The 25,877-nt window shown below is 62.8% G+C and carries 23 protein-coding genes, 1 pseudogene and 1 riboswitch; of the genes and pseudogenes, 11 read left to right on the top strand and 13 right to left on the bottom strand.

The features are described from left to right. The first annotated feature begins 105 nt into the window (after positions 1 to 105). Entirely contained in the window at positions 106 to 1,464 is a 1,359-nt protein-coding gene (locus CLU85_RS04120) for a M23 family metallopeptidase (protein WP_100409166.1), read from the top strand. Between the two features lie 35 nt (positions 1,465 to 1,499). After that, a complete protein-coding gene (locus CLU85_RS04115; protein WP_100409165.1) occupies positions 1,500 to 2,609 on the top strand; it encodes an anhydro-N-acetylmuramic acid kinase in 1,110 nt (369 codons plus the stop codon). Positions 2,610 to 2,642: 33 nt separating this feature from the next. Here CLU85_RS04115 and mdtD read toward each other — a convergent pair. The 7 genes and pseudogenes from mdtD to CLU85_RS04080 all read right to left on the bottom strand — a co-directional run bounded on the left by mdtD (position 2,643) and on the right by CLU85_RS04080 (position 9,045). After that, a pseudogene (gene mdtD, locus CLU85_RS04110) lies at positions 2,643 to 4,069 on the bottom strand (multidrug transporter subunit MdtD). Between the two features lie 108 nt (positions 4,070 to 4,177). Beyond that, on the bottom strand, positions 4,178 to 4,543 hold the full coding sequence (gene erpA, locus CLU85_RS04105) for an iron-sulfur cluster insertion protein ErpA (protein ID WP_100409164.1): 366 nt from the start codon (positions 4,541 to 4,543) through the stop codon (positions 4,178 to 4,180). Between the two features lie 61 nt (positions 4,544 to 4,604). Beyond that, entirely contained in the window at positions 4,605 to 5,003 is a 399-nt protein-coding gene (locus CLU85_RS04100; RefSeq protein WP_100409163.1) for a polymer-forming cytoskeletal protein, read from the bottom strand. Positions 5,004 to 5,190: 187 nt separating this feature from the next. After that, entirely contained in the window at positions 5,191 to 5,901 is a 711-nt protein-coding gene (locus CLU85_RS04095; RefSeq protein ID WP_100409162.1) for a DUF6776 family protein, read from the bottom strand. 156 nt (positions 5,902 to 6,057) lie between these two features. After that, a complete protein-coding gene (rpsI, locus tag CLU85_RS04090) occupies positions 6,058 to 6,450 on the bottom strand; it encodes a 30S ribosomal protein S9 (RefSeq protein WP_100409161.1) in 393 nt (130 codons plus the stop codon). 11 nt (positions 6,451 to 6,461) lie between these two features. Next, positions 6,462 to 6,893, bottom strand: coding sequence for a 50S ribosomal protein L13 (gene rplM / locus CLU85_RS04085; protein ID WP_024814063.1), 432 nt, complete (start codon positions 6,891 to 6,893; stop codon positions 6,462 to 6,464). Between the two features lie 124 nt (positions 6,894 to 7,017). Beyond that, the gene (locus CLU85_RS04080; protein ID WP_100409160.1) at positions 7,018 to 9,045 is read right to left on the bottom strand and encodes a serine/threonine-protein kinase; all 2,028 of its coding nucleotides are present in this window, start codon (positions 9,043 to 9,045) and stop codon (positions 7,018 to 7,020) included. A gap of 303 nt (positions 9,046 to 9,348) precedes the next feature. Between CLU85_RS04080 and CLU85_RS04075 the strand changes: the two genes are divergently transcribed. Continuing rightward, the gene (locus tag CLU85_RS04075) at positions 9,349 to 10,236 is read left to right on the top strand and encodes a 23S rRNA (adenine(2030)-N(6))-methyltransferase RlmJ (RefSeq protein ID WP_100409159.1); all 888 of its coding nucleotides are present in this window, start codon (positions 9,349 to 9,351) and stop codon (positions 10,234 to 10,236) included. Positions 10,237 to 10,288: 52 nt separating this feature from the next. Here CLU85_RS04075 and CLU85_RS04070 read toward each other — a convergent pair whose 3' ends face one another. From CLU85_RS04070 to ahcY, 4 genes are all read right to left on the bottom strand, one after another. After that, positions 10,289 to 10,783, bottom strand: coding sequence for a septal ring lytic transglycosylase RlpA family protein (locus tag CLU85_RS04070; protein ID WP_369858154.1), 495 nt, complete (start codon positions 10,781 to 10,783; stop codon positions 10,289 to 10,291). Between the two features lie 65 nt (positions 10,784 to 10,848). Continuing rightward, positions 10,849 to 11,700 (bottom strand): methylenetetrahydrofolate reductase [NAD(P)H], encoded by an 852-nt coding sequence (gene metF / locus CLU85_RS04065; RefSeq protein WP_100409157.1) that lies wholly within the window; start codon positions 11,698 to 11,700, stop codon positions 10,849 to 10,851. Next, complete coding sequence (locus CLU85_RS04060; protein ID WP_100409156.1) at positions 11,697 to 12,695, bottom strand: TlyA family RNA methyltransferase; 999 nt, start codon at positions 12,693 to 12,695, stop codon at positions 11,697 to 11,699. The genes metF and CLU85_RS04060 overlap by 4 nt, the downstream gene beginning before the upstream one ends. Positions 12,696 to 12,896: 201 nt before the next feature. Continuing rightward, a complete protein-coding gene (gene ahcY / locus CLU85_RS04055) occupies positions 12,897 to 14,330 on the bottom strand; it encodes an adenosylhomocysteinase (protein ID WP_100412367.1) in 1,434 nt (477 codons plus the stop codon). Positions 14,331 to 14,398: 68 nt separating this feature from the next. Further along, positions 14,399 to 14,478: riboswitch (S-adenosyl-L-homocysteine riboswitch) on the bottom strand. 166 nt (positions 14,479 to 14,644) lie between these two features. Between ahcY and CLU85_RS04050 the strand changes: the two genes are divergently transcribed. From CLU85_RS04050 to CLU85_RS04015, 8 genes are all read left to right on the top strand, one after another. After that, positions 14,645 to 15,427, top strand: coding sequence for an SDR family oxidoreductase (locus tag CLU85_RS04050; protein ID WP_100409155.1), 783 nt, complete (start codon positions 14,645 to 14,647; stop codon positions 15,425 to 15,427). Positions 15,428 to 15,579: 152 nt separating this feature from the next. Next, entirely contained in the window at positions 15,580 to 17,208 is a 1,629-nt protein-coding gene (locus CLU85_RS04045) for a peptide chain release factor 3 (RefSeq protein ID WP_100409154.1), read from the top strand. Beyond that, positions 17,205 to 19,352, top strand: a complete 2,148-nt coding sequence (locus CLU85_RS04040; protein ID WP_100409153.1) for an acyltransferase — start codon at positions 17,205 to 17,207, stop codon at positions 19,350 to 19,352. Before CLU85_RS04045 ends, CLU85_RS04040 begins: the two co-directional genes overlap by 4 nt. Beyond that, a complete protein-coding gene (locus CLU85_RS04035) occupies positions 19,349 to 19,642 on the top strand; it encodes a hypothetical protein (protein ID WP_100409152.1) in 294 nt (97 codons plus the stop codon). The genes CLU85_RS04040 and CLU85_RS04035 overlap by 4 nt, the downstream gene beginning before the upstream one ends. Then, a complete protein-coding gene (locus CLU85_RS04030; RefSeq protein ID WP_100409151.1) occupies positions 19,635 to 19,982 on the top strand; it encodes an EamA family transporter in 348 nt (115 codons plus the stop codon). Before CLU85_RS04035 ends, CLU85_RS04030 begins: the two co-directional genes overlap by 8 nt. Before the next feature lie 10 nt (positions 19,983 to 19,992). Next, a complete protein-coding gene (locus CLU85_RS04025) occupies positions 19,993 to 20,952 on the top strand; it encodes a glycosyltransferase family 2 protein (RefSeq protein ID WP_100409150.1) in 960 nt (319 codons plus the stop codon). Between the two features lie 132 nt (positions 20,953 to 21,084). Then, positions 21,085 to 21,999 carry an acyltransferase gene (locus tag CLU85_RS04020; protein ID WP_100409149.1) on the top strand — a complete coding sequence of 305 codons (915 nt, stop codon included), beginning with the start codon at positions 21,085 to 21,087 and terminating at the stop codon, positions 21,997 to 21,999. Positions 22,000 to 22,032: 33 nt separating this feature from the next. Next, a complete protein-coding gene (locus CLU85_RS04015) occupies positions 22,033 to 22,848 on the top strand; it encodes an HAD family hydrolase (protein ID WP_100409148.1) in 816 nt (271 codons plus the stop codon). Between the two features lie 180 nt (positions 22,849 to 23,028). On the opposite strand, the gene CLU85_RS04010 is transcribed toward CLU85_RS04015, so the two are convergent. Together CLU85_RS04010 and CLU85_RS04005 are read right to left on the bottom strand one after the other, a co-directional pair. After that, positions 23,029 to 24,552: an NYN domain-containing protein gene (locus CLU85_RS04010; RefSeq protein ID WP_100409147.1), complete on the bottom strand. Its 1,524-nt coding sequence runs from the start codon at positions 24,550 to 24,552 to the stop codon at positions 23,029 to 23,031. 230 nt (positions 24,553 to 24,782) lie between these two features. Beyond that, on the bottom strand, positions 24,783 to 25,745 hold the full coding sequence (locus tag CLU85_RS04005; protein WP_100409146.1) for a tripartite tricarboxylate transporter substrate binding protein: 963 nt from the start codon (positions 25,743 to 25,745) through the stop codon (positions 24,783 to 24,785). Positions 25,746 to 25,877: the final 132 nt, after the last annotated feature.

The raw sequence follows: 25,877 nt of genomic DNA, 5'->3' as shown, positions 1-25,877 counted from the left end.
CCATCCTGTCGAATGGCTGCAGCCTGACAGTCTGTGGTTCCCGTCTCGCCCCGCATTCACACCGGGGGAGTGTCTGGGGTCCGCAATCACCCTGGGGATAGACCTTTGATTCACGGCTTGACCACCGCCAGTTCGGCTTTGCTTGACCGACTGTCCCGCACCATCCAACAACACCCCAAACGTATCACTGCCGCCATCGCAGCCCTGCTGCTGACCGGCGGCGGCGGCGCATTCGCCGTAGCGTCTTTTGCCCCCGATCCGGCCGAATTGCCTGTGCGCCTGGTGAACTACCCTGTGGAATCGTTGGCCACAAACCTGGTGCTGGGCGAGCTGGACGCCCCCGGTTTCTCACTGTTCCGCTCGGAGCAGGTGCGCAGCAGCGATACACCCGAGTCCCTGCTGCAGCGCATGGGCGTGGCCGATCCCGCAGCCGCCGCCTTCATGCGCAGTGACACGCCTGTCCGACAAAATGTGCTTGGCCGCACAGGCCGCATCGTGTCGGCAGAAACCACCGACGACCACCGCCTGGTGCGCCTGACGGTGCGCTGGGTGCCCGATGACAGCGGCAACTTCCGCCGCCTGATCGTCGAGCGCACGGGCGACAAGTTCGCCACGCGCATCGAAACCGCCAAGATGGCCACCAGCAGCCGCCTGGCTGGCGGCACCATCCACAGCTCCCTGTTCGCCGCCACCGATGCCTCCAACATCCCTGATGCGGTGGCCGTACAGGTGGCAGAACTTTTCTCCGGCAATATCGACTTTCGCCGTGCATTGCGCAAGGGCGACCGTTTTTCGGTGGTGTATGAAACTCTGGAGGCAGACGGCGAGCCCCTCTCCAGCGGCCGCGTGCTGAGCGCTGAATTCGTCAACAACGGCAAGACCCACCAGGCCATCTGGTTCCAGGAACCCGGTGCAACCAAGGGCGCCTACTACACGCTGGACGGTGAAAGCATGCGCCGCGCCTACCTCACCTCCCCGGTGGAGTTCTCGCGCGTGACCAGCGGCTTCAAGATGCGCCTACACCCCATTCTGCAAACCTGGCGCGCCCATTTGGGCACCGATTTCGCAGCCCCCACAGGCACTGCCGTGCGCACCGTGGGCGATGGCGTGGTGGAATTTGCCGGCGTGCAGAACGGCTATGGCAACGTGGTCTTCGTCAAGCACCGCAACCAGCATGTCACGGTGTATGCGCACCTGAGCCGCATTGATGTGCGCCAGGGCCAGTCGATCGAGCAAGGCCAGACGCTTGGCGCCGTGGGCGCCACGGGCTGGGCCACGGGCCCCCACCTGCATTTTGAGTTCCGCGTGAACGGCGTACACCAGGACCCCATGACCATCGTGGCCCAGAGCGATGCTGCGGCACCGGTGTCGGCGGCGGGGCGCCCTGCGTTTGACCGCCTGGCCTCCAACATGCGGGTTCAACTGTCTGCGGCCGCACTGATCGAACAAGCCAGCGCAGACTGACACCAGCGCACGTTCCACGCACCACCCAACAGGCCATGTCCGAGCTGTACATCGGTCTGATGTCGGGCACATCGCTCGACGGAATCGACGGGGTGCTGGCCGATTTTTCAGGCCCGCGCATGCGGGTCACGCACCACGCCAGCGCTGCCTTTGCGCCGGCGCTGCGCGCCGAGCTGCTGGCCCTCAACACCCCCGGCGACAACGAGTTGCACCGCGCTGCCCTGGCAGGCAGCGCCCTGTCGCGGGCCTATGCCGAAGTAGTGCACAACCTGCTGCAACGCAGCGGCCTGCCCGCCAGCGCCATCCGCGCCATCGGCGCCCACGGCCAGACCGTACGGCACCGCCCACACGAGTTCGATGGCACGGGCTACACCCTGCAACTGGGCAACCCTGCCCTGCTGGCGGAGCTGACAGGCATCACCGTGGTGGCAGACCTGCGCAGCCGCGATGTGGCGGCGGGTGGCCAGGGGGCACCGCTGGTGCCCGCCTTCCACCAAGGCGTCTTCGGGCGGCCAAGTGAAACCGTGCTGGTGCTCAACATTGGCGGCATCTCCAACCTCAGCGTGCTGGGGGCGGACGGCAGCGTGCTGGGCTTTGACTGCGGCCCGGGCAACGCCCTGATGGACCACTGGTGCCAGCAACACACCGGCCAGCCGTTTGACCGGGACGGCGCGTGGGCCGCCACCGGCCGGGTGCTGCCGGGCCTGCTGGCATCGTTGCTGCAGGAACCGTATCTGCACAAAGCGCCCCCCAAAAGCACGGGGCGCGACCTGTTCAACCCCGCCTGGCTGGCCGCGCACCTGCAGCCCTTTGCGCAGGCGGCAGCCGCAGACGTGCAGGCCACTTTGACCGAATTCACTGCATGCGCCGGTGCAATATGCGCCAATAGCTATCAAACAAATAGCAAAATGTTGGCCGTGTGCGGCGGTGGCGCGCTCAACCACCAGCTCATGCAGCGGCTGCAAGCCGCCTGCCCTTCGTTGCAGGTGGTGGCCACCGATGCGCTGGGGCTGCCCGCGCTGCAGGTAGAGGCCGCTGCTTTTGCCTGGCTGGCACGCCAGACGCAGCGCGGTGCACCAGGCAACCTGCCCAGCGTGACGGGCGCAGCCGGTGCCCGTGTGCTGGGCGCGGTGTACCCAGCCTGAGGCCTCCGAATTACCCAGCCCTGGGCGGGGCAATCAGCCGTGGTCACCCGCATCCCCCGAGGCCCCTGCCTGACTGCCGGAGCGGTCTTGGGGCGACAGTTGCCAGAAGATGCCCGCCGAAGCCACCGTGATCAGCCCCATGCAGGCGAACGTGGCCTGAAAGGCCTGCAGGGTCTGGGCTGTGCCTGGGGGCTGGAAAAAATCGGTGAACGCTGCCAGCACAGCCCCCGCCGCAGCCACCCCCATGCCCATGGCCACCATCTGCACCATCGACAGCAGGCTGTTGCCGCTGCTGGCCATGTCATGCCCCAGGTCCTTGAGGGTCACGGTGTTCATGGCGGTGAACTGTAGCGAATTCACCGCTCCAAACACCGCGAGCTGCACCACATGCACCCACAGCGGCTGCGTGGGCGCCGCCAGCCCAAAGCTGGCCATGGTCACGCCCACCAGCAGCGTGTTACCCACCAGCACCTGCCGGTAGCCAAAGCGGGTGATCAGCGTGGTGGTGAACCGCTTCATCGACATGCCAGCCACCGCCACGGGCAGCATCATCATGCCGGCCTGCAGCGGCGAATAACCCATGGTGACCTGCAACAACAACGGGATCAGGAAAGGCATGCACGAGCTGCCCAACCGCGCAAACAGATTGCCCAGCAGCCCAATGCGCAGCGTATCCACCGAGAACAGCCGGGGAGAAAACAGCGGGTCAGCCCGCCGCGCAGCATGCAGCCAATAAGCCACCAGACTGGCCAATCCAAAGATCATGAGCACCAGCACGCTGGCCTGCCGCAGGCCCAGGCTGGCCAGGCCATCCAGCGCCAGCGACAGCGCCACCATGCCAAAGGCCAGCATGAGGTAGCCCGCCAGGTCAAACCGCGCCACAGCTGGTGCGGGCGCCCCGGGCATATAGCGCATGGTGGCAGCACAGCCCAACAGCCCCACGGGCACGTTGATCAGAAAGATCCAGTGCCAGGAGGCCACCTCGACCAGCCAGCCCCCAACGTCGGGCCGATCAGCGGACCGATCAGTCCCGGAATGGCCACAAAGCTCATGGCCTGCAAAAACTTCTCGCGCGGGAAGGTGCGCAAGACCACGAGCCGCCCTACCGGCAGCAGCAGCGCACCGCCCAAACCCTGGATCACCCGAGCGGCCACCAATTCGGTCAGGCTCCGCGACAGGGCGCACAGCACCGAACCCGCCACAAAAAAGACGATGGCCCAAAAATAGACGCGGCGCGCTCCGAACCGGTCGGCCACCCACCCGGACGCGGGAATCAGCATGGCCATGGCCAGCGAATAGGCCACCACCACCGACTGCATGCGCAGCGGGCTCTCGCCCAGGCTCTGCGCCATCGCGGGCAAGGCGGTATTGACGATGGTGGCGTCCAGCGTCTGCATGAAAAACCCGACAGCCACCAGCCACAGCAGCACTTTTTGAGAGGGTTCCTGCGGCACGGGCATGGTGCACGACACTTTCAAAGAACAAGAAAAAGGGCGTCCCAAAAAGAAAACCGCCCGAAGGCGGCGGTTTCATTCAAGGGTGCAGGTCTTTACCTGGCACGCACACGATCAGGCTGAAAAGCTGGAGCCACAGCCGCAGGTGGTGGTGGCGTTCGGGTTCTTGATCACGAACTGGGCACCTTGCAGATCTTCCTTGTAATCAATCTCGGCACCCAGCAGATACTGGTAGCTCATGGCGTCGATCAGCAGCGACACGCCATTCTTGGTCATGGTGGTGTCGTCTTCGTTGGTGATTTCATCGAAGGTAAAGCCGTACTGAAAGCCAGAGCAACCGCCACCCTGCACAAAAACGCGCAGCTTGAGGTCGGGGTTGCCTTCTTCGGCAATCAGGTCCGCTACCTTGGCCGCCGCGCTGTCGGTGAACAGAATGGGGGCGGGCATTTCGGTCTGGATGTTTTCGGCAACAGCGCTCATGGGGATACTCCGGGTTCAGTGTTTGCAGGGAATACTACTGCAAACCGCTCGGGAATTCAGATCACTGGCTGTTTGACGCTAACTTCAGTGGGGGCTTTTCCTCGACCAGCACCGCCGTCGGGAACAGCTGCCCCGCAATCACGGCGCCCTGGTGCATCTCCAGCGCGTTGTAGTGCACATTGCCCGTGATCTGCGCTTTGGGCTGAAGCTCCAGCAACTCACCGGCATGCACCGGGCCCAATACCTGGCCATTGATGATCACATGATCGGCATGCACAGCCCCCTCGACACGTGCGGTCTCGGAGATCACCAGGATGCTGGGCTGCTCAGCGCCCGCGCGGATATCCCCCACAACCTCTCCATCAATGCGCATGCCTTCGGAAAAATGCACATTGCCCTCAATCTTCGTGCCCTGAGCAATGAGGCTTTTGATGGGAGGCTGCTTCTTACGCGAAAACATGGTCAGGACTCCTGGAGAGACTGGCTGGCCCGAGGGGCAGCATGCCGATTGAATGGAAACAGTACCCCTGCATCAAGGGCCACACCTGCGACCCCGGGCCGAAGCCAGCCGAGGGCAGCCTGGCGGACAAGGTGAGGGTCGGGGGGGTCAGCGGTACGCACTGATTGCCGCTTCATGACGACGCCAGCTACTCCATTGCCATGGTTTGCGTGGCGCGGACACTCGTACCATCCAGCACCCGCGCGGTGACGGTTTTTACCACGGCATTGGGAGGCAGATCGAGGACGCCCTCAATACGGCGATATTGTTTGACCTGAAGCGGCTGTCCCTGGGGGGGCTGGGTCTGCGTCCAGGGCTTGCCATCCTGGGTACCCGCCAGCACCAACTCCAGGCGGCCCGCAAAGTCTGGTGCGTTGCGGGCCGCCTGGATGACCAGCACCTGCCAACGCAGTTGCATTCCACCGAGCACTTCGGCCTGCAGAGCCCGAATCGCCAGGCCGTCGGTCTTGGCCGCTGGAATGAGCTTCTCAAAAAACCCCAGGTCTTCACGCAGCGTCCGGTTGTCTATTTCGAGCTGCCGTACCTGCGCCATCAGGCTTTCCTTGGCTGCGCGCTCCGTGGCGAGCAGGCTTTCGGCGGTCAGCGCCACGGTTTGCTGCTCCTGGCCCTCGTCGCGCAGGCGCGTGATCTCGGTCTTCATCCTGAGCATCTCGTCGCTCGAGACCGTGTCAAGCCCTGCGATGGATTTGCCAAATTCGAACGCCCACAGCGCCACAGCAGCACAAAAGCCCAGCACCACGGCCAAGGCCAACCAGCGAAACGGCCAAGGCAAGGCACTGCGAATGGCCACCCGGGGGGCACTGATGGTCAATCGGCGGCGAAGCAGGCGAAAACGCATAGGGTCGGCAGGCGCGTCATCGGACGTACAGCCCCAAAAGAAAAGAGCGCACCTTAAACGAAAAAACCGCCCGAAGGCGGTTTCTGTCTGTAAAGCACCCCGAGGAGTGTTTTGCAGCGGATGCCGCGCAAGGCGACATCCGGGCAGGCCCAGAGCTTAACGCTTGGAGAACTGCTTGGCGCGGCGTGCAGAGCGCAGACCGACCTTCTTACGTTCCACTTCGCGGGCATCGCGCGTCACGAAGCCGGCTTGGCTCAGTACGGGCTTGAGCGTCGCGTCGTAGTCGATCAGAGCGCGGGTGATACCGTGGCGGGCAGCACCCGCTTGACCGGATTCACCACCGCCGTGCACGTTGATCATCACGTCGAAGGTTTCAGCGTGGTTGGTCAGCATCAGCGGCTGCTTGGCAATCATGATCGAGGTTTCGCGGCCAAAGTAGGACTGGATGTCCTTGCCGTTCACCGTGATCTTGCCGGAGCCTTTTTTCAGAAACACGCGGGCGACGCTGGACTTGCGACGGCCGGTGCCATTGTTCCATTCACCAATCATCTCAAGGCTCCTTATATTTCCAGCACTTTAGGCTGCTGGGCGGTGTGGGGATGCTCTGCACCACCGTACACCTTGAGTTTCTTGATCATCGCGTAGCCAAGGGGACCCTTGGGCAGCATGCCCTTGACAGCCTTTTCCAGCGCGCGGCCGGGGTGCTTGGCTTGCATGTCGCGGAAGTTCGTGGCCGTGATACCGCCGGGGTAACCCGAGTGACGGTAGTACACCTTGTCCAGGGACTTGGTGCCGGTGACCTTGATCTGGGCGGCGTTGATGATGACGATGAAGTCACCGGTATCGACGTGAGGCGTGTAAATGGCCTTGTGTTTGCCGCGCAAACGGAGAGCAACTTCGCTGGCTACTCGTCCGAGGACCTTGTCGGTCGCGTCAATCACAAACCACTCGTGCACAACCTCAGCGGGCTTTGCGCTGAAAGTAGTAGTCATGAGTTTTCTCTTCAAAAGAGGGTTTGGCGGGTCCTTTTCCACGGTCGGTGCTTCTCTGAAGGAAGCCTCTTAGGTGGCGTAAAGTCTTCGCCGCGGGACCACAAAAGCGCTGCGAAGCCTTTGATTATACGAATTTGCCCCACACGGACGCAAGTGGCCTGTTACAAAGCGCCGCCACATCCTTCCCGCTCCTAGTAGGGCGTCTGGCGACGGCGCTGCTCCTCGGCCTCGTAACGGCGACGGTTTTCCACACAAATGGACTGCCCCGCCTGCGATGGTTTCTGGCATTCTTGATGAATACACATAGGGCGAGACAGGAAATTGGCGTCGGCACAGGCCTCCTGCGGTGAGGGGGTGCGCGGCGGTGCGGGCTTGGGTTTGGGTTCGGCCACCACCGGAGGGGGGGCGGAACGAACTCCTCTCGCACCACGATGGGCGCGGCCGCAGGCTCAGCCACCACACGTTTGGAGGTGCGGGGGGGCACACGGGCCGCCGAGGCCGCCACAAAGGCAGGAGGTGGCGCAGACGCCACGGCAGCGGCGACTGCCCCCACCCCCTCCGGACCAGATGGGGTGGGGGTGTCTGCGGCAGGCACGCTCGCAGCGGTTTGTACCGGAGCGGCATCCACTGCGGCTATGGCGGCCGGCCGGTCGGCCATCTCGGTAATGATGTCATCACGGGGGGCCTTGCTGCTCTGGGCCCAACGCAAACCAGCCGCAGACGCCAGCAACACCACAACCGCCACCACCAGCCCCGCAACGAGGGGCGAACGCCGCGCGGTTTTGACGGGTTTGCCTGCAGCACGCACGACGTCCCGCTCCAGCGGTCGGGAATGATGCTCGCCGCCATGCCGCGACGTCATGCCATGCGGACCGCGATTGACCAGATCGTCATACCGCGAGTCGTCGGCCGCCACGGTGTCCCCCGCATCAATGAACACGGTGTCCCCGGAATCGGCCGCCACGGTGTCGGGCCCCGCGAGCATGACAGTGTCTCCGCCACTGCCCATTGCCTGCCGGGCCTCATCATCATCGTCAGCCACAGCGGCGGTATCGACTCCCCCCCTGGCCTGGGCTTGCATCTCGGCCACGACCTGCGGGGCAGAGGTGACGTCCACCGTGGGCGTGAGCAAATCGAGACCCGGTTGGTCGGCGGGCTCCACCCAGATGTCACCCAGCTCGGCCCGGAAGTCAAAGTGCTGAACGTCGTCCGGCGCCGAAGTCATCTCCATGGCCTGCAAAAAGGCATCGATGCTCTGCGGCCGGTCTTCGGGCCGCAGCGCCAGAGACTGGGAAATCGCGGCCACAAAAGGCGCCGAATACTCCACGCCAAACTGGCGCTTGACGGTTTTGGCGATCCGGGAGAACGACACCATGCGGTCCCGGATCGAGCGCAAGGTGGCGGGCAATGGGGTGTCGTTGGACAGGCATCCGTGCATGACGGCAGCCAGCGAGTAGAGGTCGCTCCAGGGCCCCTGGCGCAACTCTTCGTCGCCATCCGAATACTGCTCGATCGGCGCGTAGTTCACCTTGAGTACGGCAGTGTGCTTGCGGTCCTGGTCATTGATCGCATGGCGGGCCGCCCCCAGATCCAGCAGCACCGGAGGCCCGTTGTCCTGCAGAAAGATGTTGTCGGGCGATATGTCGCGGTGCAGGGTACTCCCGTCATGCAGCACCCTCAGAGCATCCAGCACCGACCACAGCAGTTTGCGCAACCAGACTTCCGGGGGCGGTGTGCGCATTTGCGTGCGCGCCTGCTTGAAGGTCATGCCACTGTAGAGCGGCATGACCATATAGGCCGTGTTGTTGGCCTCCCAGAAGCGGAACACCTTGACCAGCGACGGGTGGTCAAACTGGGCCAGCAGACGCGCCTCATCGACAAACGAGGCCAATCCGGCATGGAAGGTCTGCTGATCGGCCGAGGAGCGCACCCACAGTGACTGCCCTTCGGAGCGTCCAGCCAGGGCGGATGGCATGTACTCCTTGATCGCCACGGCGCGGTGCAGCGAATGGTCAAACGCCTTGTAGACCATGCCAAACCCCCCGACCCCCAGGAGCGCCAGGATCTCAAACTCAGCCAAGCGGGTGCCAGGCGGCAGCGCATCAATGTGGCTGACACCACTGGCTGGGGCTTGGCGGGGGCTTTCGGTCATGGTGAGAAAACGTGGCGTGCTTGCGGTATCAAAAGCGAATCAGGAAGGCAACGGGGCGCCAGCACTGCCGCAGGCGCGATCATGAAGCATGGCAACCCGTGATATCGAAACAAATGGCTTCCTGTCTGCCAAAAACATCACGCTCGCGACAAACAGACAAGCCCCGATTGTGCCGTGACCCGGAAAGATCACCCAAGGGCCCCCTGCAGAAACCATGTCCGACCTGCCGCCTGACGGCCTCATGCAGCCCCCGGGCAAACGGGCCTCTGCCCTGCGCCGCAGCACACTCGTTACCATTGGGACATGTTCAGTTATCGCCACGCCTTCCACGCAGGCAATCACGCCGATGTGCTCAAGCACACGGTTTTGATTGCCGCATTGCAACACCTTACCGAGAAAGACGCGGCACTGACCGTGCTCGACACCCATGCAGGCGCTGGCCTGTACCGGCTGGACGGTGACTACGCCAGCACCAGCGGCGAGGCCGCAGACGGCATCGCCCGCTTGTTTGCGCCAACGGCGCCCCCCCTCACCCCGGCCCTGCAGGCCTATGTGGACATGGTGGGCGCCTTTAACCAGGGCAAGACCCTGCGGGTCTATCCCGGTTCGCCCTTCATCACGCAGCGCCTCTTGCGCGAGCGCGACAAGCTCAAGTTGTTTGAACTGCACCCCACCGACCTGCGGGCACTGGCGGGCAACGTCGCCCAGCTAGAGGCTGGCCGCCAAGTGGCCGTTCTGCACGAAGACGGGTTTGAGGGGATCAAGAAATTTCTACCCCCACCCGCCCGCCGCGCATTGGTACTGTGCGATCCTAGCTATGAAATCAAGAGCGACTATGCCAAGGTGCTGGACATGGCCGCGGATTCGCTCAAGCGCTTTGCTACGGGCACCTACGCGTTCTGGTATCCCATCATTCCCCGCCCTGAAGCACACGACCTGCCCCGCCGCCTCAAGACGCTGGCCACCAAGGCTGGCAAGGGCTGGTTGCACGCCACGCTGACCGTCAAGAACAGCAAGCTGACCGAAAACGCCGCCGGAGAGGTCAAACGCCCCGGCCTTCCTGCCAGCGGCATGTTCCTGATCAACCCGCCCTTCACACTGAAAGCCGCCCTGAAAGACGCGCTGCCGCAAATGGCGGAGCTGCTGGCGCAGGACAAACACGCCACACACACGCTCGAATCAGGGAGCTGACACAAGGACGCCCCGCCGCCGAGGGACAAAAATCCCACGACGGCATCTCCGGTCAGGGCCCGGGGCAGTCCTTCTCGTCGTCATCCAGGGCAAACAGCTCTACCGGCTTGAGCCCCAGGCCAATCATTCCCAGGGCTTCAGCGGCCCCCCGACTGAGGTCGATCACCCGGTTACGAACGTGCGGCCCCCGGTCATTGATCCGCACCACCACCGACCGCCCCGTCATCTGGCTGCGCACACAGACCCGGGAACCAAATGGCAGGGTGGGATGTGCCGCCGTGAGTGCCCTCATGTCAAACAACTCCCCGCTGGCCGTGCGCCGCCGGTGGAACTGCGCGCCATACCAGGACGCAAGCCCCACCTCGTCGGCGGCCAGGCCCAGCGACGTGACATCCGCCACAGGCGGTGCTGACGGGGGGGCTGGATCGATCAACATCGCCTCCCCCGGGACGGTCAACAAATGGGGCACCAGCGCCTCAGGCTCTGCCAACAACCCTTGCGAGCGCGCCGAAACCGGAGCGCCACCCAGCAGCCACACCACCGCCACACACCGCGCCAGCCCATACAGAGCCTCCCCACGGCATGCCAGCGTTGGCAGGCCCAATGCCCCCATCAAATCCCCAGCCGGCGACAGATCTCCAGCGTCGCGGTGCTTTGGTTCATCGTGTAGAAATGCAGGGCTGGTACGCCCGCGCTGCGCAACTGGTCACACAAGTCGGTGACCACATCCAGGCCAAACGCCTTGATGCTGGCCGTGTCGTCACCAAACGCCTGCAGGCGCAGGCGAATCCAGCGGGGGATCTCGGCACCACAGGCATCCGAAAAACGCATCAGCTGCGTGGAACTGCCGATGGGCATGATGCCCGGCACCACGGGCACGCCGGCGCCGAGCCGCTGGGCATCTTCAACAAAGCGGAAATACGCGTCGCTGTTGTAGAAATACTGGGTAATGGCCGAGTCAGCACCCGCCTGCACCTTGGCCACATAGGCTTTCAGGTCGGACTCGGGCGACTTGGCTTGAGGGTGCACCTCCGGGTAAGCCGCCACCTCGATATGGAAGTCGCGTCCCGTCTCTGCACGGATAAAGGCCACCAGGTCGCTGGCGTACTGAAACTCCCCGCCCGCTCCGTAGCCACTGGGAAGGTCGCCGCGCAATGCCACCAGGCGCTTGACGCCCATGGCCTTGAGCGTTGCCAACTGCTCGCGCACGGACTGCCGCGTGGCGCCGATGCAGGAAAAATGCGAGGCCGCCCCCACGCCTTCTGCCAGGATTTCACGCACGGTACCAAAGGTGCCCTCCTGCGTGGAACCACCGGCACCATATGTCACGGAGCAAAAATCAGGGTGCAACGCATACAGCTGTTGCCGTGCCACACGCAGCTTGTCGGCACCTTCCGGCGTCTTCGGCGGGAAAAACTCAAAACTCACCGGAAATCCGGTGCCCTGTGCGTTGGCGGCATTCATGCGGCGCTCCTTGCATGGATAAAGAATTCACGGTTGCCATCGCCCCCCTGGATGGGGCTCTCAAACCACTCCACCACGGCCAAGCCCAGCTCGGCACAGCAGTCGCGGATGCGCTTTTCTACCACCGCATACAAAGACTCGTCGCGCACGATGCCGCCCTTGCCCACCTGCCCGGGTTGCAGCTCGAACTGCGGCTTGACCAGCATGAGGAGGTCACCGGACGGCGCCAACAAGGGCACCAGCGCGGGCAAGACCAGAGTGAGCGAGATGAACGACAGGTCTCCCGTCACCACATCAAACACTGGCGTGATGTCGGCATCGGCGCATTCGGGTCGGCGGCGGCGCTCTACCGGCAGCGTGCCTTGCTCGCGCGCCTTGGCCCTGGCTGCGCGCTCGGACTTGAAGTTTTCGATGTCCTTGTCCTTGGCGTCGTTGCTGTCGTCGTACTCCTCGTCCACCTGCCCACCATTGCGCATCCAGCTGTAGGGTGCCTCGGGCTGGGTCTCGTTGTCCTCTTCGGTCTCGATGACTTCGGACAGGGACAGTTCACAGGCGTCCTGCAGTGCCTGCGGCGTCAGGGAGCGTGCGTTCATGCCCTCCACGCAGATCACCCGCAGATCGCTGCGCATCCGCTCATGCAACTGGTTGTGCCCCACGTCCACGCCAATGACCTGGGCCGCGCCCTGTTGCAACAGGCAATCCGTGAAGCCACCGGTACTCTGCCCCACGTCGAGGCAACGCAACCCCTTCACCGGTACGCGAGCCACTTGCAAAGCCCCTTCGAGCTTGAGCCCCCCGCGCGAAATGTATTTGGCCTCAGCGTCATCCAGCAGATGAACCTCAGCGATGGACGGAATATCGTCGCCGTTCTTGGACACCTTCTGCCAGGGGGACAAAGGCGACAGTCGCCATTGCACGCCTGCCGCAATGAGCCGCTGCGCTTGCGAGCGGGTGGTCGCATGACCAGCCTCTACCAAAAAAACATCTGCGCGCATGCGCCATCCTTTTTGAATGAAAACAGCCTCTAGCGCTTATACATAAAGCGCTAACAGCTATTGTTTCAGGAGTAACCCCGCGGCGACTCCCACGTGCATGCAACGGGCGCACCACAAAAGCCAGCGCCACCGGCAAACCGGGCGTTGCCGATCCACGGGTGGCCCCTCGACAGGGAGCGGCACACGACCGCTCCATGGACATCAATACCGGTAGGTATCAGGCTTGTAAGGGCCTTGCTTGGGCACGCCGATGTAGGCGGCTTGTTCGTCACTCAACTCGGTCAGCATCGCGCCGACCTTCTTCAGGTGCAGACGCGCCACCTTTTCGTCCAGGTGCTTGGGCAGCACGTAGACCTTGCCGTTTTCGTAGAAGTCGCTGTGCGTGAACAACTCAATCTGGGCAATGGTCTGGTTGGCAAAGCTCGACGACATCACGAAGCTGGGGTGGCCGGTGCCACAGCCCAGATTCACCAGACGGCCCTTGGCCAGCAGGATGATGCGCTTGCCGTCCGGGAAGATCACGTGGTCCACCTGGGGCTTGATCTCTTCCCACTCGTACTGTTCGAGCGACGCGACCTGGATCTCGTTGTCGAAGTGGCCGATGTTGCAGACGATGGCCTGGTCCTTCATGGCCTTCATGTGGTCGTGGGTGATCACATCCTTGTTGCCGGTGGTGGTCACGAAGATGTCGGCCTTGTCGGCGGCGTATTCCATGGTCACGACCTTGTAGCCCTCCATCGCGGCCTGCAGGGCGTTGATGGGGTCGATCTCGGTCACCCACACTTGGGCAGACAGGGCACGCAGGGCCTGGGCACTGCCCTTGCCCACGTCGCCGTAGCCGGCCACGCAAGCCACCTTGCCCGCAATCATCACATCGGTGGCGCGCTTGATGCCATCCACCAGCGATTCACGGCAACCGTACAGGTTGTCGAACTTGCTCTTGGTCACCGAATCGTTCACGTTGATCGCGCGGAACATCAGCGAGCCCTTGGCCGACATTTCCTTCAGACGATGCACGCCTGTCGTGGTCTCTTCGGTCACGCCGATGATCTGGGCGCTCTTGCGGCTGTACCAGGTCGGGTCCACGGCCAGCTTGGCCTTGATGGAGGCGAACAGGCAGGTTTCTTCTTCGCTGGTGGGGTTGGCGATCAGGGAGGCGTCCTTTTCGGCGCGCTTGCCCAGGTGCATCAGAAGCGTGGCGTCGCCGCCATCATCCAGGATCAGGTTGGGGCCTTCGCCTTCGCTGCCTGCGGGGCCGAAGTCAAAAATGCGGTGGGTGTAATCCCAGTATTCGGTCAGGGTTTCGCCCTTGATAGCGAACACGGGCGTGCCGGCAGCGGCGATCGCAGCGGCAGCGTGGTCTTGCGTGGAGAAGATGTTGCAAGAAGCCCAGCGCACCTCGGCACCCAGGGCTTGCAGGGTCTCGATCAGCACCGCCGTCTGGATGGTCATGTGCAGGCTGCCAGTGATGCGGGCGCCCTTGAGCGCCTGCTTGGCAGCGAATTCCTCGCGAATGGCCATCAGGCCGGGCATCTCCGTTTCGGCGATGCGGATTTCCTTGCGGCCCCAGGCGGCCAGGCCGATGTCGGCAATGATGCAGTCGGTGTTGACCGGGGCGTTGACGCGTGCGTTCATGAGGGTGTGCTCCAAAGCATGTTTGAAAAACCACTGGTCGCGGGAGTGAAAAAGCTCACCACACGAGAAGTGGATGAGCGTCGTTGCTAGATGACTCCGAGCCTCACGCCCCGCCAGAAATGGGGACGCTGCAACGCTCCTCGGATCGGCGCATTATAAAAGCAAGTGCGCGGCGGTGAAACATCCCTGGCAAACGGTGGGGCCGCAGCACCCCACAACCCATCAGGCCGCAAACATGTCACCTGCGCGGCTGCCTTGCGCTGCGGAGCCCCCGACACTGGCGATCCGTCAAAAGACCCATCAAGGAGCACACCATGGACCCCCAGGACAAGGTCATCATCGTCACCGGCGGCGCCAGCGGCATAGGCCGCAGCATCGCACGGCGCTTCGCACAGGAGGGCGCCCATGCCGTGGTCGTGGCCGACCTGCACCTGGAAGCCGCCCAGGCCGTGGCCGACGAGATCGGTGGCCTGGCTCTGCGCTGCGACGTTTCGCGCGAAGCCGACATCAAGGCCCTGGTGGCCACCACGCGCGAGCGCTACGGCCGCGTGGACGCCTATATCTCCAACGCCGGCATCTTGGGCCGCCCCGGTGGCATTGAGTTGGAAGACCCGCTGTGGGAGGCCATGTGGAACATCCACGGAATGGCCCATGTCTGGGCTGCGCGCGCCGTGGTGCCTGAGATGGTGGCGCGCGGCGAGGGCTTCTTCCTGGTCACGGCCTCGGCCGCCGGGCTGCTGACCATCGTGGAGTCGGCGCCCTATGCCGTCACCAAGCATGCCGCCGTGGCCTTTGCCGAGTGGCTGCGCATCGCCTATGGCCGCCGTGGCGTGGGCGTCGCCTGCCTGTGCCCCCAGTCGGTGCAGACCGCCATGGTCACGGGCGACGGTGGCTCGGCATCCCACGACGGCATCCTGCCACCCGAGCAGGTGGCGGGTGATGTGCTGCAGGCCATGCAGGACGGGCGCTTTCTGGTACTGCCCCATCCCGAGGTGGCGCAGTACTTCCGCAACAAGGGCCAGGACTACGACCGCTGGCTGGGCGGCATGCAGAAGATGTATGCCCGGCATGCGCAGGAGCAGGCGCGAGTCGGCTGAGCGGGAACCGGGGCAAAAAGAAAAAGGGGCTACAAGGGGTTCGCAGCGGGCGCCGGTAAAATCGCCGCTTTCGGGCGCCGCTGCGCCTGCCGCGCTGACTGCCGCAGAACCCTGCCGCAGCGCGCCCTGACCCCCATCTGGAACCACCCCCTGTGTCCTACGCCTCAGAAACCCGGCGCCGCCGCACCTTTGCCATCATTTCCCACCCCGACGCCGGTAAAACGACGCTGACGGAAAAACTGCTGCTGTTCTCGGGCGCTATCCAGATCGCTGGCGCCGTCAAGGGCCGCAAAGCAAGCCGCCATGCTACGTCCGACTGGATGGAGATCGAGAAGCAGCGTGGCATCTCGGTGGCCTCCAGCGTGATGCAGATGGAATACCGCGACCATGTGGTCAACCTGTTGGATACCCCTGGCCACAAGGACTTCAGCGAAGACACCTACCGCGTGCTGACCGCGGTGGACTCGGCACTCATGGTGATCGACGCGGCCAACGGCGTAGAAGCGCAAACCCGCCGCCTGATCGAGGTCTGCCGCCAGCGTGACACGCCCATCATCACCTTCGTCAACAAGATGGACCGCGAGGTGCGCGACCCGCTGGACATCCTCGATGAGGTGGAGCGCGAGCTGGGCATGCCCTGCTGCCCCATCACCTGGCCCGTGGGCCAGGGCAAAAGCTTCGGCGGAATCATCAACCTGCGCACGCAGAGCATGACGGTGTTCACCCCCGGCAGCGATCGGGGCCCCAAAGACTTTGAGGTGGTGCCGCTGACCGATTCAGACCGACTGCGCAAGCGCTTCGGCCAAAGCTTTGACGATGCGCTGGAGAGCATGGAACTGGCCGTTGGCGCATCTGCCGCGTGGGATCACGAAGAATTTTTGGCAGGCAAGCTCACTCCCGTGTTCTTTGGCTCCGGTGTGAACAACTTCGGTGTGATGGAAGTGCTGGACGCTGTGGTGGACATGTCGCCCCCGCCAGGCCCCCGCATCAGCACGCTGCAGGTGAACAAGCAGCCCGTGGTCAAGACCATCCAGCCTGAAGACGAGGGCTTTTCGGGCGTCGTGTTCAAGGTGCAGGCCAACATGGACGCCAACCACCGCGACCGCATCGCCTTCGTGCGCGTGGCCTCGGGCAAATACATGCCCGGCATGAAGCTCAAAGTGCAGCGCACCGCCAAGGAACTGCGCCCCACCAGCGTGGTCACCTTCATGTCCCAGCGTCGCGAGGCGGTAGAAGAAGCCTACGCGGGTGACATCATCGGCTTCACCACCCACGGCGGCGTGCAGTTGGGTGACACCATTACCGACGGCGCCAGTTTGCAATTCACGGGCCTGCCGTTCTTTGCCCCCGAGATGTTCATGACCGTGGTGCTCAAGAACCCGCTGCGCACAAAGCAGCTCCAGCAAGGGCTGGCCCAGCTGGGCGAAGAGGGCGCGATCCAGGTCTTCAAGCCCGACGCTGGCGGCAACATGCTGCTGGGCGCCGTGGGCCAGTTGCAGTTCGAAGTGGTGCAGCACCGCCTGAAGGCCGAGTACGACGCCGACATCCGCCTGGAAGGCTGCCAGTACACCGGCGCACGCTGGATCACTGCGGACAACGCGGCCGACTTGCGTGCGTTCACGGATGCGTACCCACTGCGCCTGGCGCACGACGCGGCGGACACCTTGGCGTATTTGTGCACGTCGCCGTATGACGTGCGGCTGGCGCAGGAGCGGTTTCCCAAGATCCACTTCCATCCGCTGCGGGAGCATGCGGGGTTGGCGTTGCAGGCCAGCGCATGAGCGCCCCGAGTTCCGTGCAGGCCCACACAAGGGTGCCATCCCCAGCCACCCACCCGGGTAACAACTTCGACGCGATCCGCATCGTGGCCGCGACGATGGTGCTGTACAGCCACCACTTCGCGCTCACGGGCCAGATGGAGCCGTCTTTCTTCGGCATCTACAGCCTGGGCGGGCTGGCAGTCACCATCTTCTTCATACTAAGCGGGTATCTAGTGAATGCCAGTTGGCAGAGGGATCCGAACCTCTGGCGGTTCGGGCTTCGGCGTTTTTTGCGCATCTGGCCTGCCCTCACCGTCGCAGTGGTATTGACCGCCTATGTCTTGGGCGCCTGGGTCACGCAACTTCCGCTGAAGGAGTACCTGACACACCGCGCAACGGCTAACTACCTGCAGGCGCTGGGGATGAAGATCCATTTCGTGCTGCCCGGGGTGTTTGAGAACAACCCCTATCGCCTCGGCGTGAATGGGTCGCTGTGGACCATTCCCATCGAAGTACGCTGCTACATTGCACTGGGCTTGGCGGGTTTGATTGGTCTGCTCAAGTACCGGCCCGTACTGCTTTTGAGCATTGCGGTTCTGATCGGATGGTTTCTCGCCCGCAGCAATCCCGACGTGACCGGCACGGTTCACCACGGCCGCGAACTGAGCGCGTTCTTTCTGACCGGCGCCGCGCTCTACACCTTGGAGCCGTACTGGCGCCGTCGGCCAGTGCTGTGGGGCGGAGCCATCGCTCTTGCAACCGCCGCAGTGTGGATGGGGGGCTGGCGGCATAGCGCGTTGCTGCTGGGGCTACCGTTTTTCATCATTTATGCCGGAACGCAAACCACGGCATACATCCGGCGCGCTGGCCGGTGGGGAGATCCTTCCTATGGCATTTATCTGTTCGCATTTCCCATCCAGCAAAGCGTCATTCAGTATGGCTGGCCCCAGCTGGGATTCGCAGGGACGCTCTTCATATCGCTGGCCGTAACCGTGGCGCTTGCCTACGCCAGCTGGCATCTGGTGGAAAAGCAAGCTTTGAGATTCAAACCGTCATCCTCGGAGGCGTGGTTTGGCGCGTCTGCCGTACGCGCCGTCAAAACCCGCTTTCTGGCGCTGAGCGAACTGCAGTACTTCGCCATCGTCTTGGGGTTCATTGGCGTCGTGTATGCGGCCTGGCTCGTCGCCTCCTGGCCCGGAATTCTGGGGCAAGACAGTCTTGCCATCATGCTGGAGGTCGACACCGATCGCGTGCACCAAGCCAACAAGCCAGCATTCTGGTATCTCTATGCGCTGCTCACCTACGGCGCAACAGGGCGGGTCGAGGTTCCGATCGCTTTGCAGATGCTGATTTGTGCAGCAGTGTGCGCGCGCATCCTGGCCTGGATGCTGGCGCGCCGCATGTGGAAGAGCTTTGCCTACTGCCTAATCTTTGTCGCACTGGCGCCCAGCGTCGTGTATTACTCCAGCAGCTTCTACTCGGACGGTATCTATGCGATTGCGCTCAGCGGCATGATGTTCGAAGTGTGGCGGAGTATCCGCAACCGCAGCGTTGACCTACCGTCGTTGCTGATTTTCTTCGTCACCATACCGTTTGCGATCTTCGGACGGCCCAACGGCCTGTTGAATCTAATACCGCTTGCGGCATTGACTTGGGTACTGTCCAAGCCCCACAGAATCCGCGTGAGCTTGGTCATCGTCCCTTGGCTTATCGTAGGCTTTGGCAGCCAGTTCATCTACAAGTACAAGAACCCTATCGGTTCGGTATTCCCGCTCGCACTGTATGAAACGGTGGGTTTCCTCGAGCACCGGCCTATGGGACTGTGGGAACACAACCAACCGCGCGTCACAGCCAAAACGGTCGATGCGCTAACCTCTACGGGCCAATCGCTGGACAAGATCCGCGAGTTCCACGACCACTACTACTGGGACCCATTGATCTTCTTTCCAATGGGCCCCGCTCTTATGTCGCTTTCAGACCAATCCAAAAGAACCATCCTCAAGGAGTTCTTCAAATACAACCTGTGGCACAACTTCCCCGCCTTCATGGCCAGCCGTGTCAATATCTTCCTGTACGCGGCGATGGCCAATGGCGGCATCCCCGGCCCCCCGAGACCAGCAAGATACTGCCGTTCACCAAATCCATATCCAGTGTCCAGCCCTTGAAGTTCTCGCTGCGCAAGCATCTCCATGCTTGGTATGACTTTTCCATCCAGCATCGCGCAATCCTGTGGGCACCCTGGGGCGGGCTCGTATTGTTGGCGGTAGCGCTTCGCCGCACGATGAAGCAACGCGACAAGGTCGTTGCACTGATTGCAGGAACGTATGCCCTGCAACTGGCCGCAGTTTTCATTTTTTCGATCGCGGGGGAATACCGGTACCTTCTGGCGTTTTTCACTGCACCGCTGGTTCTGCTTCCCATCCTTTGCAGGTCATCGGAACAAGAAAATGCCTAACGTCACCATAGCGCTCACGCTGCTCTGCGTGCTGTCAATCAGCGTTGGGCAAATCCTGTTCAAGAAAGCGGCCGGAGCGTTCTCAGCACAGTTGACATGGCAGGCGTTTGTCTTCAATGGCTGGCTCATCGCGTCGCTGGCTCTATACGGCCTCACAACGCTGGGCTGGGTATGGATTCTGCGCAATGTGCCCCTGCATCTTGCCTACCCCTTCATGGGCCTGGCATTCTTCATCGTCCCAACGCTGGCCTGGATATTCCTTGGCGAGCCTCTGCATTGGCGCACGCTGGCTGGCGGTGCGCTGATCATGGCAGGCGTGGCGTTGGCATCCACCAGCTAAGAAAACGAAAATGCGCATTGCTGTCGCCATCCCCTGCTACAAGGTATTGCAGCATGTCCTCGGGGTCATCTCCGCCATTGGGCCCGAAGTGAAAGTCATCTACGCTGTAGACGACGCTTGCCCTGACGGCAGCGGCCGCTTTATTGAAGAGCACAACTCGGATCCTCGCGTCCGCGTACTTTACAACCTCGAGAACCGGGGCGTAGGCGGGGCCGTAGTAACGGCCTACGAAGCCGCTATCGTCGATGGGATGGACATCGTAGTCAAGATTGACGGTGATGGACAAATGAACCCAGCACTGCTCCCGCTGTTCGTACGACCCATCATACGCAGGCAAGCCGACTACACAAAGGGCAATCGCTTCTATCGGCCCGAATCCCTGCGCGGCATGCCTTCAGTGCGGCTGTTTGGCAACGCGGTGCTATCTCTGATGACCAAGTTCAGTTGCGGCTATTGGTCTTCAATGGATCCGACCAATGGCTACACCGCTATTCATACCGCGGTGTTACGCCAACTACCGCTTGCGAAACTGGAGCGTCGGTATTTTTTTGAAACAGATATGCTCTACCACTTGAATACCATTCGAGCGGTCGTACACGACGTTCCCATGGATTCAGTCTATGCATCCGAAGAGTCGAATCTAAAAATCTCCAAGATACTGCCTGAATTTTTGCACAAGCATATTTCTCGGCTGATCAAGCGCTACGTGTACCTGTATCTACTGCGGGATTTCAATATCGGTAGTCTGTACAGCGTGCTAGGCGCGTTGTTGTGCCTAATAGGCATCACCTTCGGTGGCTTTCATTGGCTCCACGGCATGGCCACCGGACTTCCTGCTTCTAGCGGAACGGTGATGTTCGCCGCGCTGCCACTCATTATCGGCATTCAGTTTTTGATTGCCTTTTTGCACTATGACGTAAGCAACGTACCGCGCGAGGCTCTCAGTCCAGAGTTATCCGATGAGGACTAATACCACTGTCAAAACCGACCTGCACTGGATCCAAGCCCTGCGCGGCATCGCGGCGCTGATGGTGCTCTTCTTCCACATGCACCCTCATTGGAATCTGTCGCCGATATTGTCAGCAACTAGCACGATCACACGCTGGGGTTCTCAGGGGTAGACATTTTTTTCACACTCAGCGGCTTCGTGGTCTACCGCTCGGCACTGCGCACCATTCCTGCGTGCGGCATAAAATCTTTCGCGATGAAGCGGTTGCGACGTATCTATATGGGTTATTGGCCCGTCCTGCTGCTCATCGCATTGACGACGGTTTGGGTATACCAGGAAGGCCTGCCACCACTGCAGAAGATAATTTTCAGCACACTGCTGCTGTACCCCAACATTTGGGACAACTGGCTGCCTCCAGCATGGTCGCTGACGATGGAAATCTACTTCTACCTGTGGATCATTCCCATTGCAGTCGTTCCGCCGCGATATCGGATCAAAGCCATCGTCTTGATAATGCTGGTACTTGCGGCCTGGGGCATCGCATGGGTCACCATCGACCCGCAACGTGTGTTTGAAGGCAACCAACCGCTACGGTATGGGCTCACCGGACTGGGGCTGGAGTTCCTGGCAGGAGCACTGGTCGCCCACGCCTATGACAGACGCGCTCCAATCTTTCGAACACATCAAACCACCATCCCGCTGTGCGTCCTGCTGATAGCCTCGGGCTTTGCGGTAGGTTCCATGTCGCCGTTTTTTGATCGTGTCGAAGTCATGCGGGCGGCGAGCTTCGGGGTGGTGGGCCTTGCCACTCTAGTCATTGCCCTGTGCCTTGAGCAAACCAGGTTTTCACCGCCCACCTGGCTGGTCGCGGTGGGCGATGCTTCCTACAGCTTGTATCTGCTTCACACCTTCCTGCTCGATGCCAGCGGTCGAATGCGCATGTCCCTTGGTATTTCGGAACCGCAATCATTGCTCTTCTTCCTGCTCGGTCTTCCCGTTGCAATTGTTGTCATCAGCATGCTGTGGTTCCGCTGCATCGAGAGGCCCCTCCTGCAAGCTGCGCGCTGATCATCGGGCCAGAACACGTCCTGCACCTGCCACATGCTGCCCCTGTCTCACTGGAATTCGGCCGCCCGCTCCACTATCACGGGAATATTCACCGACATCGACGACACCCTGACCTCCGAAGGCGCCATCATGCCCGACGCGCTGCGGGCGCTGGCCGACCTGAAGGCGGCGGGCCTGGTGGTCATTCCCATCACCGGGCGGCCGATTGGCTGGTGCGAGCCCTTCATGGCTGCAAGCCCGGGTGCTGCGTGGCCCGTTGACGCGATGGTGGCAGAAAACGGTGCCGTGGCGTTTGTGCCCGGCCCCGGCCACAGCCCTTTGCAACCGCTGACCAAGCTCTACCAGCAAGACACCGCAACCCGCAGAGCCAACCAGGCCCGCATGCGCGACATCGCCGCCTTGGTGGCGGCCAAGGTGCCAGGCGTGGACCTGAGCCGCGACAGTGCCGGGCGAGAGACGGACATCGCCTTCGATTACGCCGAGTTCGCCAGACACACGCCCGACACCGTGCAGAAGGTGCTGGCCGTGCTGCAGCAGGCGGGCATGCAGACCACCGTGAGCAGCATCCACATCCACGGCTGCTTTGGCGATTTCAACAAATGGCAGGGTGCGAACTGGATCGTGCGCGAGCTGCTGGGCCGCGACCTGGCGCAGGAGCTGGACCGCTGGGTGTTTGTGGGCGATTCGGGCAACGACCAGGCAATGTTCGAGCACTTCACCCACAGCGTGGGCGTGGCCAACATCGCGCGCTTTGTGCCGCAATTGCAGCACCTGCCGCGCTATGTGACCCAGGGCGAGCGCGGTGCGGGGTTTGCCGAGGTGGCGCGCGCCATTCTGGCAGACCGTTAGGGCGCGGGGCGGCAGGCCCCGAAAGCGCTTCACCTGGCAGATTTTGAGTAAAAACGTGCTCTGGTGCTTTATGCCAAAGCACCAGCAGCTACTATTTTTATAGCACACAGCACTCTGACGTGCATTGCGGAGGGTGGCGCCCACCACGCCCCGCCAACCCGTCGCAAAGCACGGTGCGGGTTACTCGGCAGCCGGTCTGCGGGCCCGGCTGCGCGGGCGTGCAGCCGGCGCATTGGCGGGCGCTGCGCCCTCCGCACCGGGGGGAGATAGCTCTGGCGGGGCCGTTGCAGGCAGTGGCGCACCAGCGGCATCGCCCGTATCGACTGCATCCGCCACGGCACGTGCCCCGCGCGCACGGGGCGTGGCAGCCGCCTTGGTAGAGCTGGGTGCCGGCCTGGCACCATTCCCCCTGCGCGCGCCGCTGCGGCGAGGGGCGGTGTTGGCCTCGGCCCCATCGTTCTCAAGAGGCATCTGCTCTGCCGAAGCCTCGGAGCCTTCCAGCGCCTCCGAGCGCCCATCCTGCTCAACGTCTCCACCGAACACGGGCTCCAAGGACCCGGCCTCGGGGGCCACGGGCTGGCTGAAATAGCGGCTGGCCGGGCGCTCCGACGGAGCATCGGTCGGCTCCAAATCCTGTGGCTCATGGTGCGCGTCGTTGCGGGACTCGTTGCGCGCGGTGGGGCGCACCTCTGCGCGGTCTGCGGCCTCGCTGCGGCGCCCTCGGGTCCGCCCCGCGGGGCCCTGCCCTTCGCCACTGTCGGAACGCAGGTCCGGCGCCGTCGCCACCGCATGGAAGTCGTGCCGCATGGCCCCGCCCTGGCTGGCGCGCTCGCCGCCCCCATCGGGCCGTGCGGGCGCCGCTGTTGCGCTGGGCTGGCCATGGCTGCGGTACACATACGCCCCTGATTTTTCATCGCGCCCAAACTCCAGCAGCCCGCGCGCCTGCGCTTCTTCCAGCAAGTTGCCGAAGGTGCGAAAACCGTAGCGGCCTTCGCTGAAATCAGGCTTGCGGCGCTTGATGGCCTCCTTGAGCACCGAGGCCCAGATCTTGCCGGTGTCGCCGCGCTCGGCCAGCAGGGCCTCAAAGGTTTCCACCGCCAGTTCCACACCCTGCGTGCGGCGCTCGTCCTGGGTTTCCTTGCGGCTGCGCTCTTCTTCGGGGCTGCGGCGGACAGCCGGTGGCGGGTTGCTGCCAGGGTTCTGGCGGCGGGCCTGGGCGCGCTGGTTTTCGCGCACCAGATCGTCATAAAAGATGAACTCGTCGCAGTTGGCGATCAGCAGGTCGGAGGTGGACTGCTTCACGCCCACGCCGATCACCTGCTTGTTGTTCTCGCGCAGCTTGGACACGAGCGGCGAAAAATCCGAATCACCGCTGATGATGACGAAGGTGTTGACGTGCGACTTGGTGTAGCAAAGGTCCAGCGCATCCACCACCAGGCGGATGTCGGCCGAATTCTTGCCCGATTGGCGCACATGGGGGATTTCGATGAGCTCGAAATTCGCCTCGTGCATGGTGGCCTTGAAGCCCTTGTAGCGCTCCCAGTCGCAATAGGCTTTTTTGACCACGATGGAGCCCTTGAGCAGCAGGCGCTCCAGGATGGGCTTGATGTCGAACTTTTCGTATTGCGCATCGCGCACGCCCAGGGCGACGTTTTCAAAGTCGCAAAACAGGGCCATGCTGATGCTGTCGGAGGGGGATGCCATAGGTGCTCGCGGTGTTCCGTTCAATGTTGGAACGGATCATCACACGGAACGCACTCGCCCTCTTTCAGCGACCGGGTCTCATTGACCGGTAGCGCTCGATACAGGCGCGCCCCAGAGCAGCGTCCCCGCACAAGGGCCGGGGCGGGCCGGGCCGCCCCGCCGAGCTGGGGGCGCTCCCCTCCCTCAAAGGAAAGGAGGAAGGCGCGCAGCGCCTCAGGGGAGGTGTTGCATCACGCGGGCTTGGCAAGGCCCAGCTTCTCCACCAGCGCTTTTTCACGCGTGAAGGTTTCCTGGGCAAACTTCTTGTACGCGGCGGTGCTCATGTACATCGGCACCATGTCGTAGCGCCCCAGGGCCGTGCGGTAGCTCTCTTGCTCCATGGCCTGCTTGAAGGCATCGTGCAGGCGCTTGACGACCGCATCGGGCGTGCCCTTGGGCGCGCCGATGCCAAAGGGCGAGTTTTGCACCAGGTTCAGGCCCAGCTCCTTGAGCGTGGGTGCATCCGGGAACTTGGCCAGGCGCTCGGCGCCCCAGGTGTTGAGCACGCGCAGCTTGCCAGCCTCGACCTGCGGGGCAAAGCCTGTGGAGTCGGCCGCCGCCATGATCTGCCCGCCCAGGATGGACTGCATCAGGTCGGCGCTGCCCTTGTAGGGCACGTGCAGCAACTCCAGCCCCAGTTGCTGCGCGATCAACTCCATGGTCAGGTGCGGGCTGGTCATGGTGCCCGTGGAGCCGTAGCTCAGCTTGCCGGGGTTGGCCTTGGCCCAGGCCACGAAGTGCGTCCAGGTCTTGAGCGGCGAGTCGGCCGGCACCACCAGGCCAAATGCGTAGCCGGTGACATTGAGCACGTAGCTGATGTCCTTGACCGGGTCCCAGTTGATCTTGGTGGTGTAGGGCAGTCGGAACACGCCCAGCGGAATCTGCGCCACGGTGTAGCCGTCGGCCGCCGTGCTTTGCAGCTGCTGTGCAGGCAGCGTGCCACCCGCTCCGGGCTTGTTCTCCACGATCACGGGCTGGCCCAGGATCTTGCTGGCATTGTCAGCCAGCGAACGCATGGTGATATCGGTGGGGCCGCCTGCCGGGAAGGCGATCACCAGCTTGATGGGTTTGCTGGGAAAGCTCTGGGCCTGCGCCGCAAATGCGGGGGCGGCGAGGCTGGCGGCTCCCCATTGGATGATCTGGCGACGTTGCATGGCGGGGCTCCTGAAAAAACATCAACAAAGACTTCGCTATTGGACTGCAGCCGCCGCCGCTCGGGCATGCGGAAACCCCCTAGGGATCCTCTTCACGAATCAGCGTGCCGTGTGCATCTGCGGCCCGGGGCG

The organism is Acidovorax sp. 69 (assembly GCF_002797445.1).
In the GTDB taxonomy this organism is placed as follows: Bacteria; Pseudomonadota; Gammaproteobacteria; order Burkholderiales; family Burkholderiaceae_C; genus Acidovorax.
The sequence above is the reverse complement of the archived record's forward strand: the minus strand, read 5'-3'. Positions and strand labels throughout refer to the sequence as shown.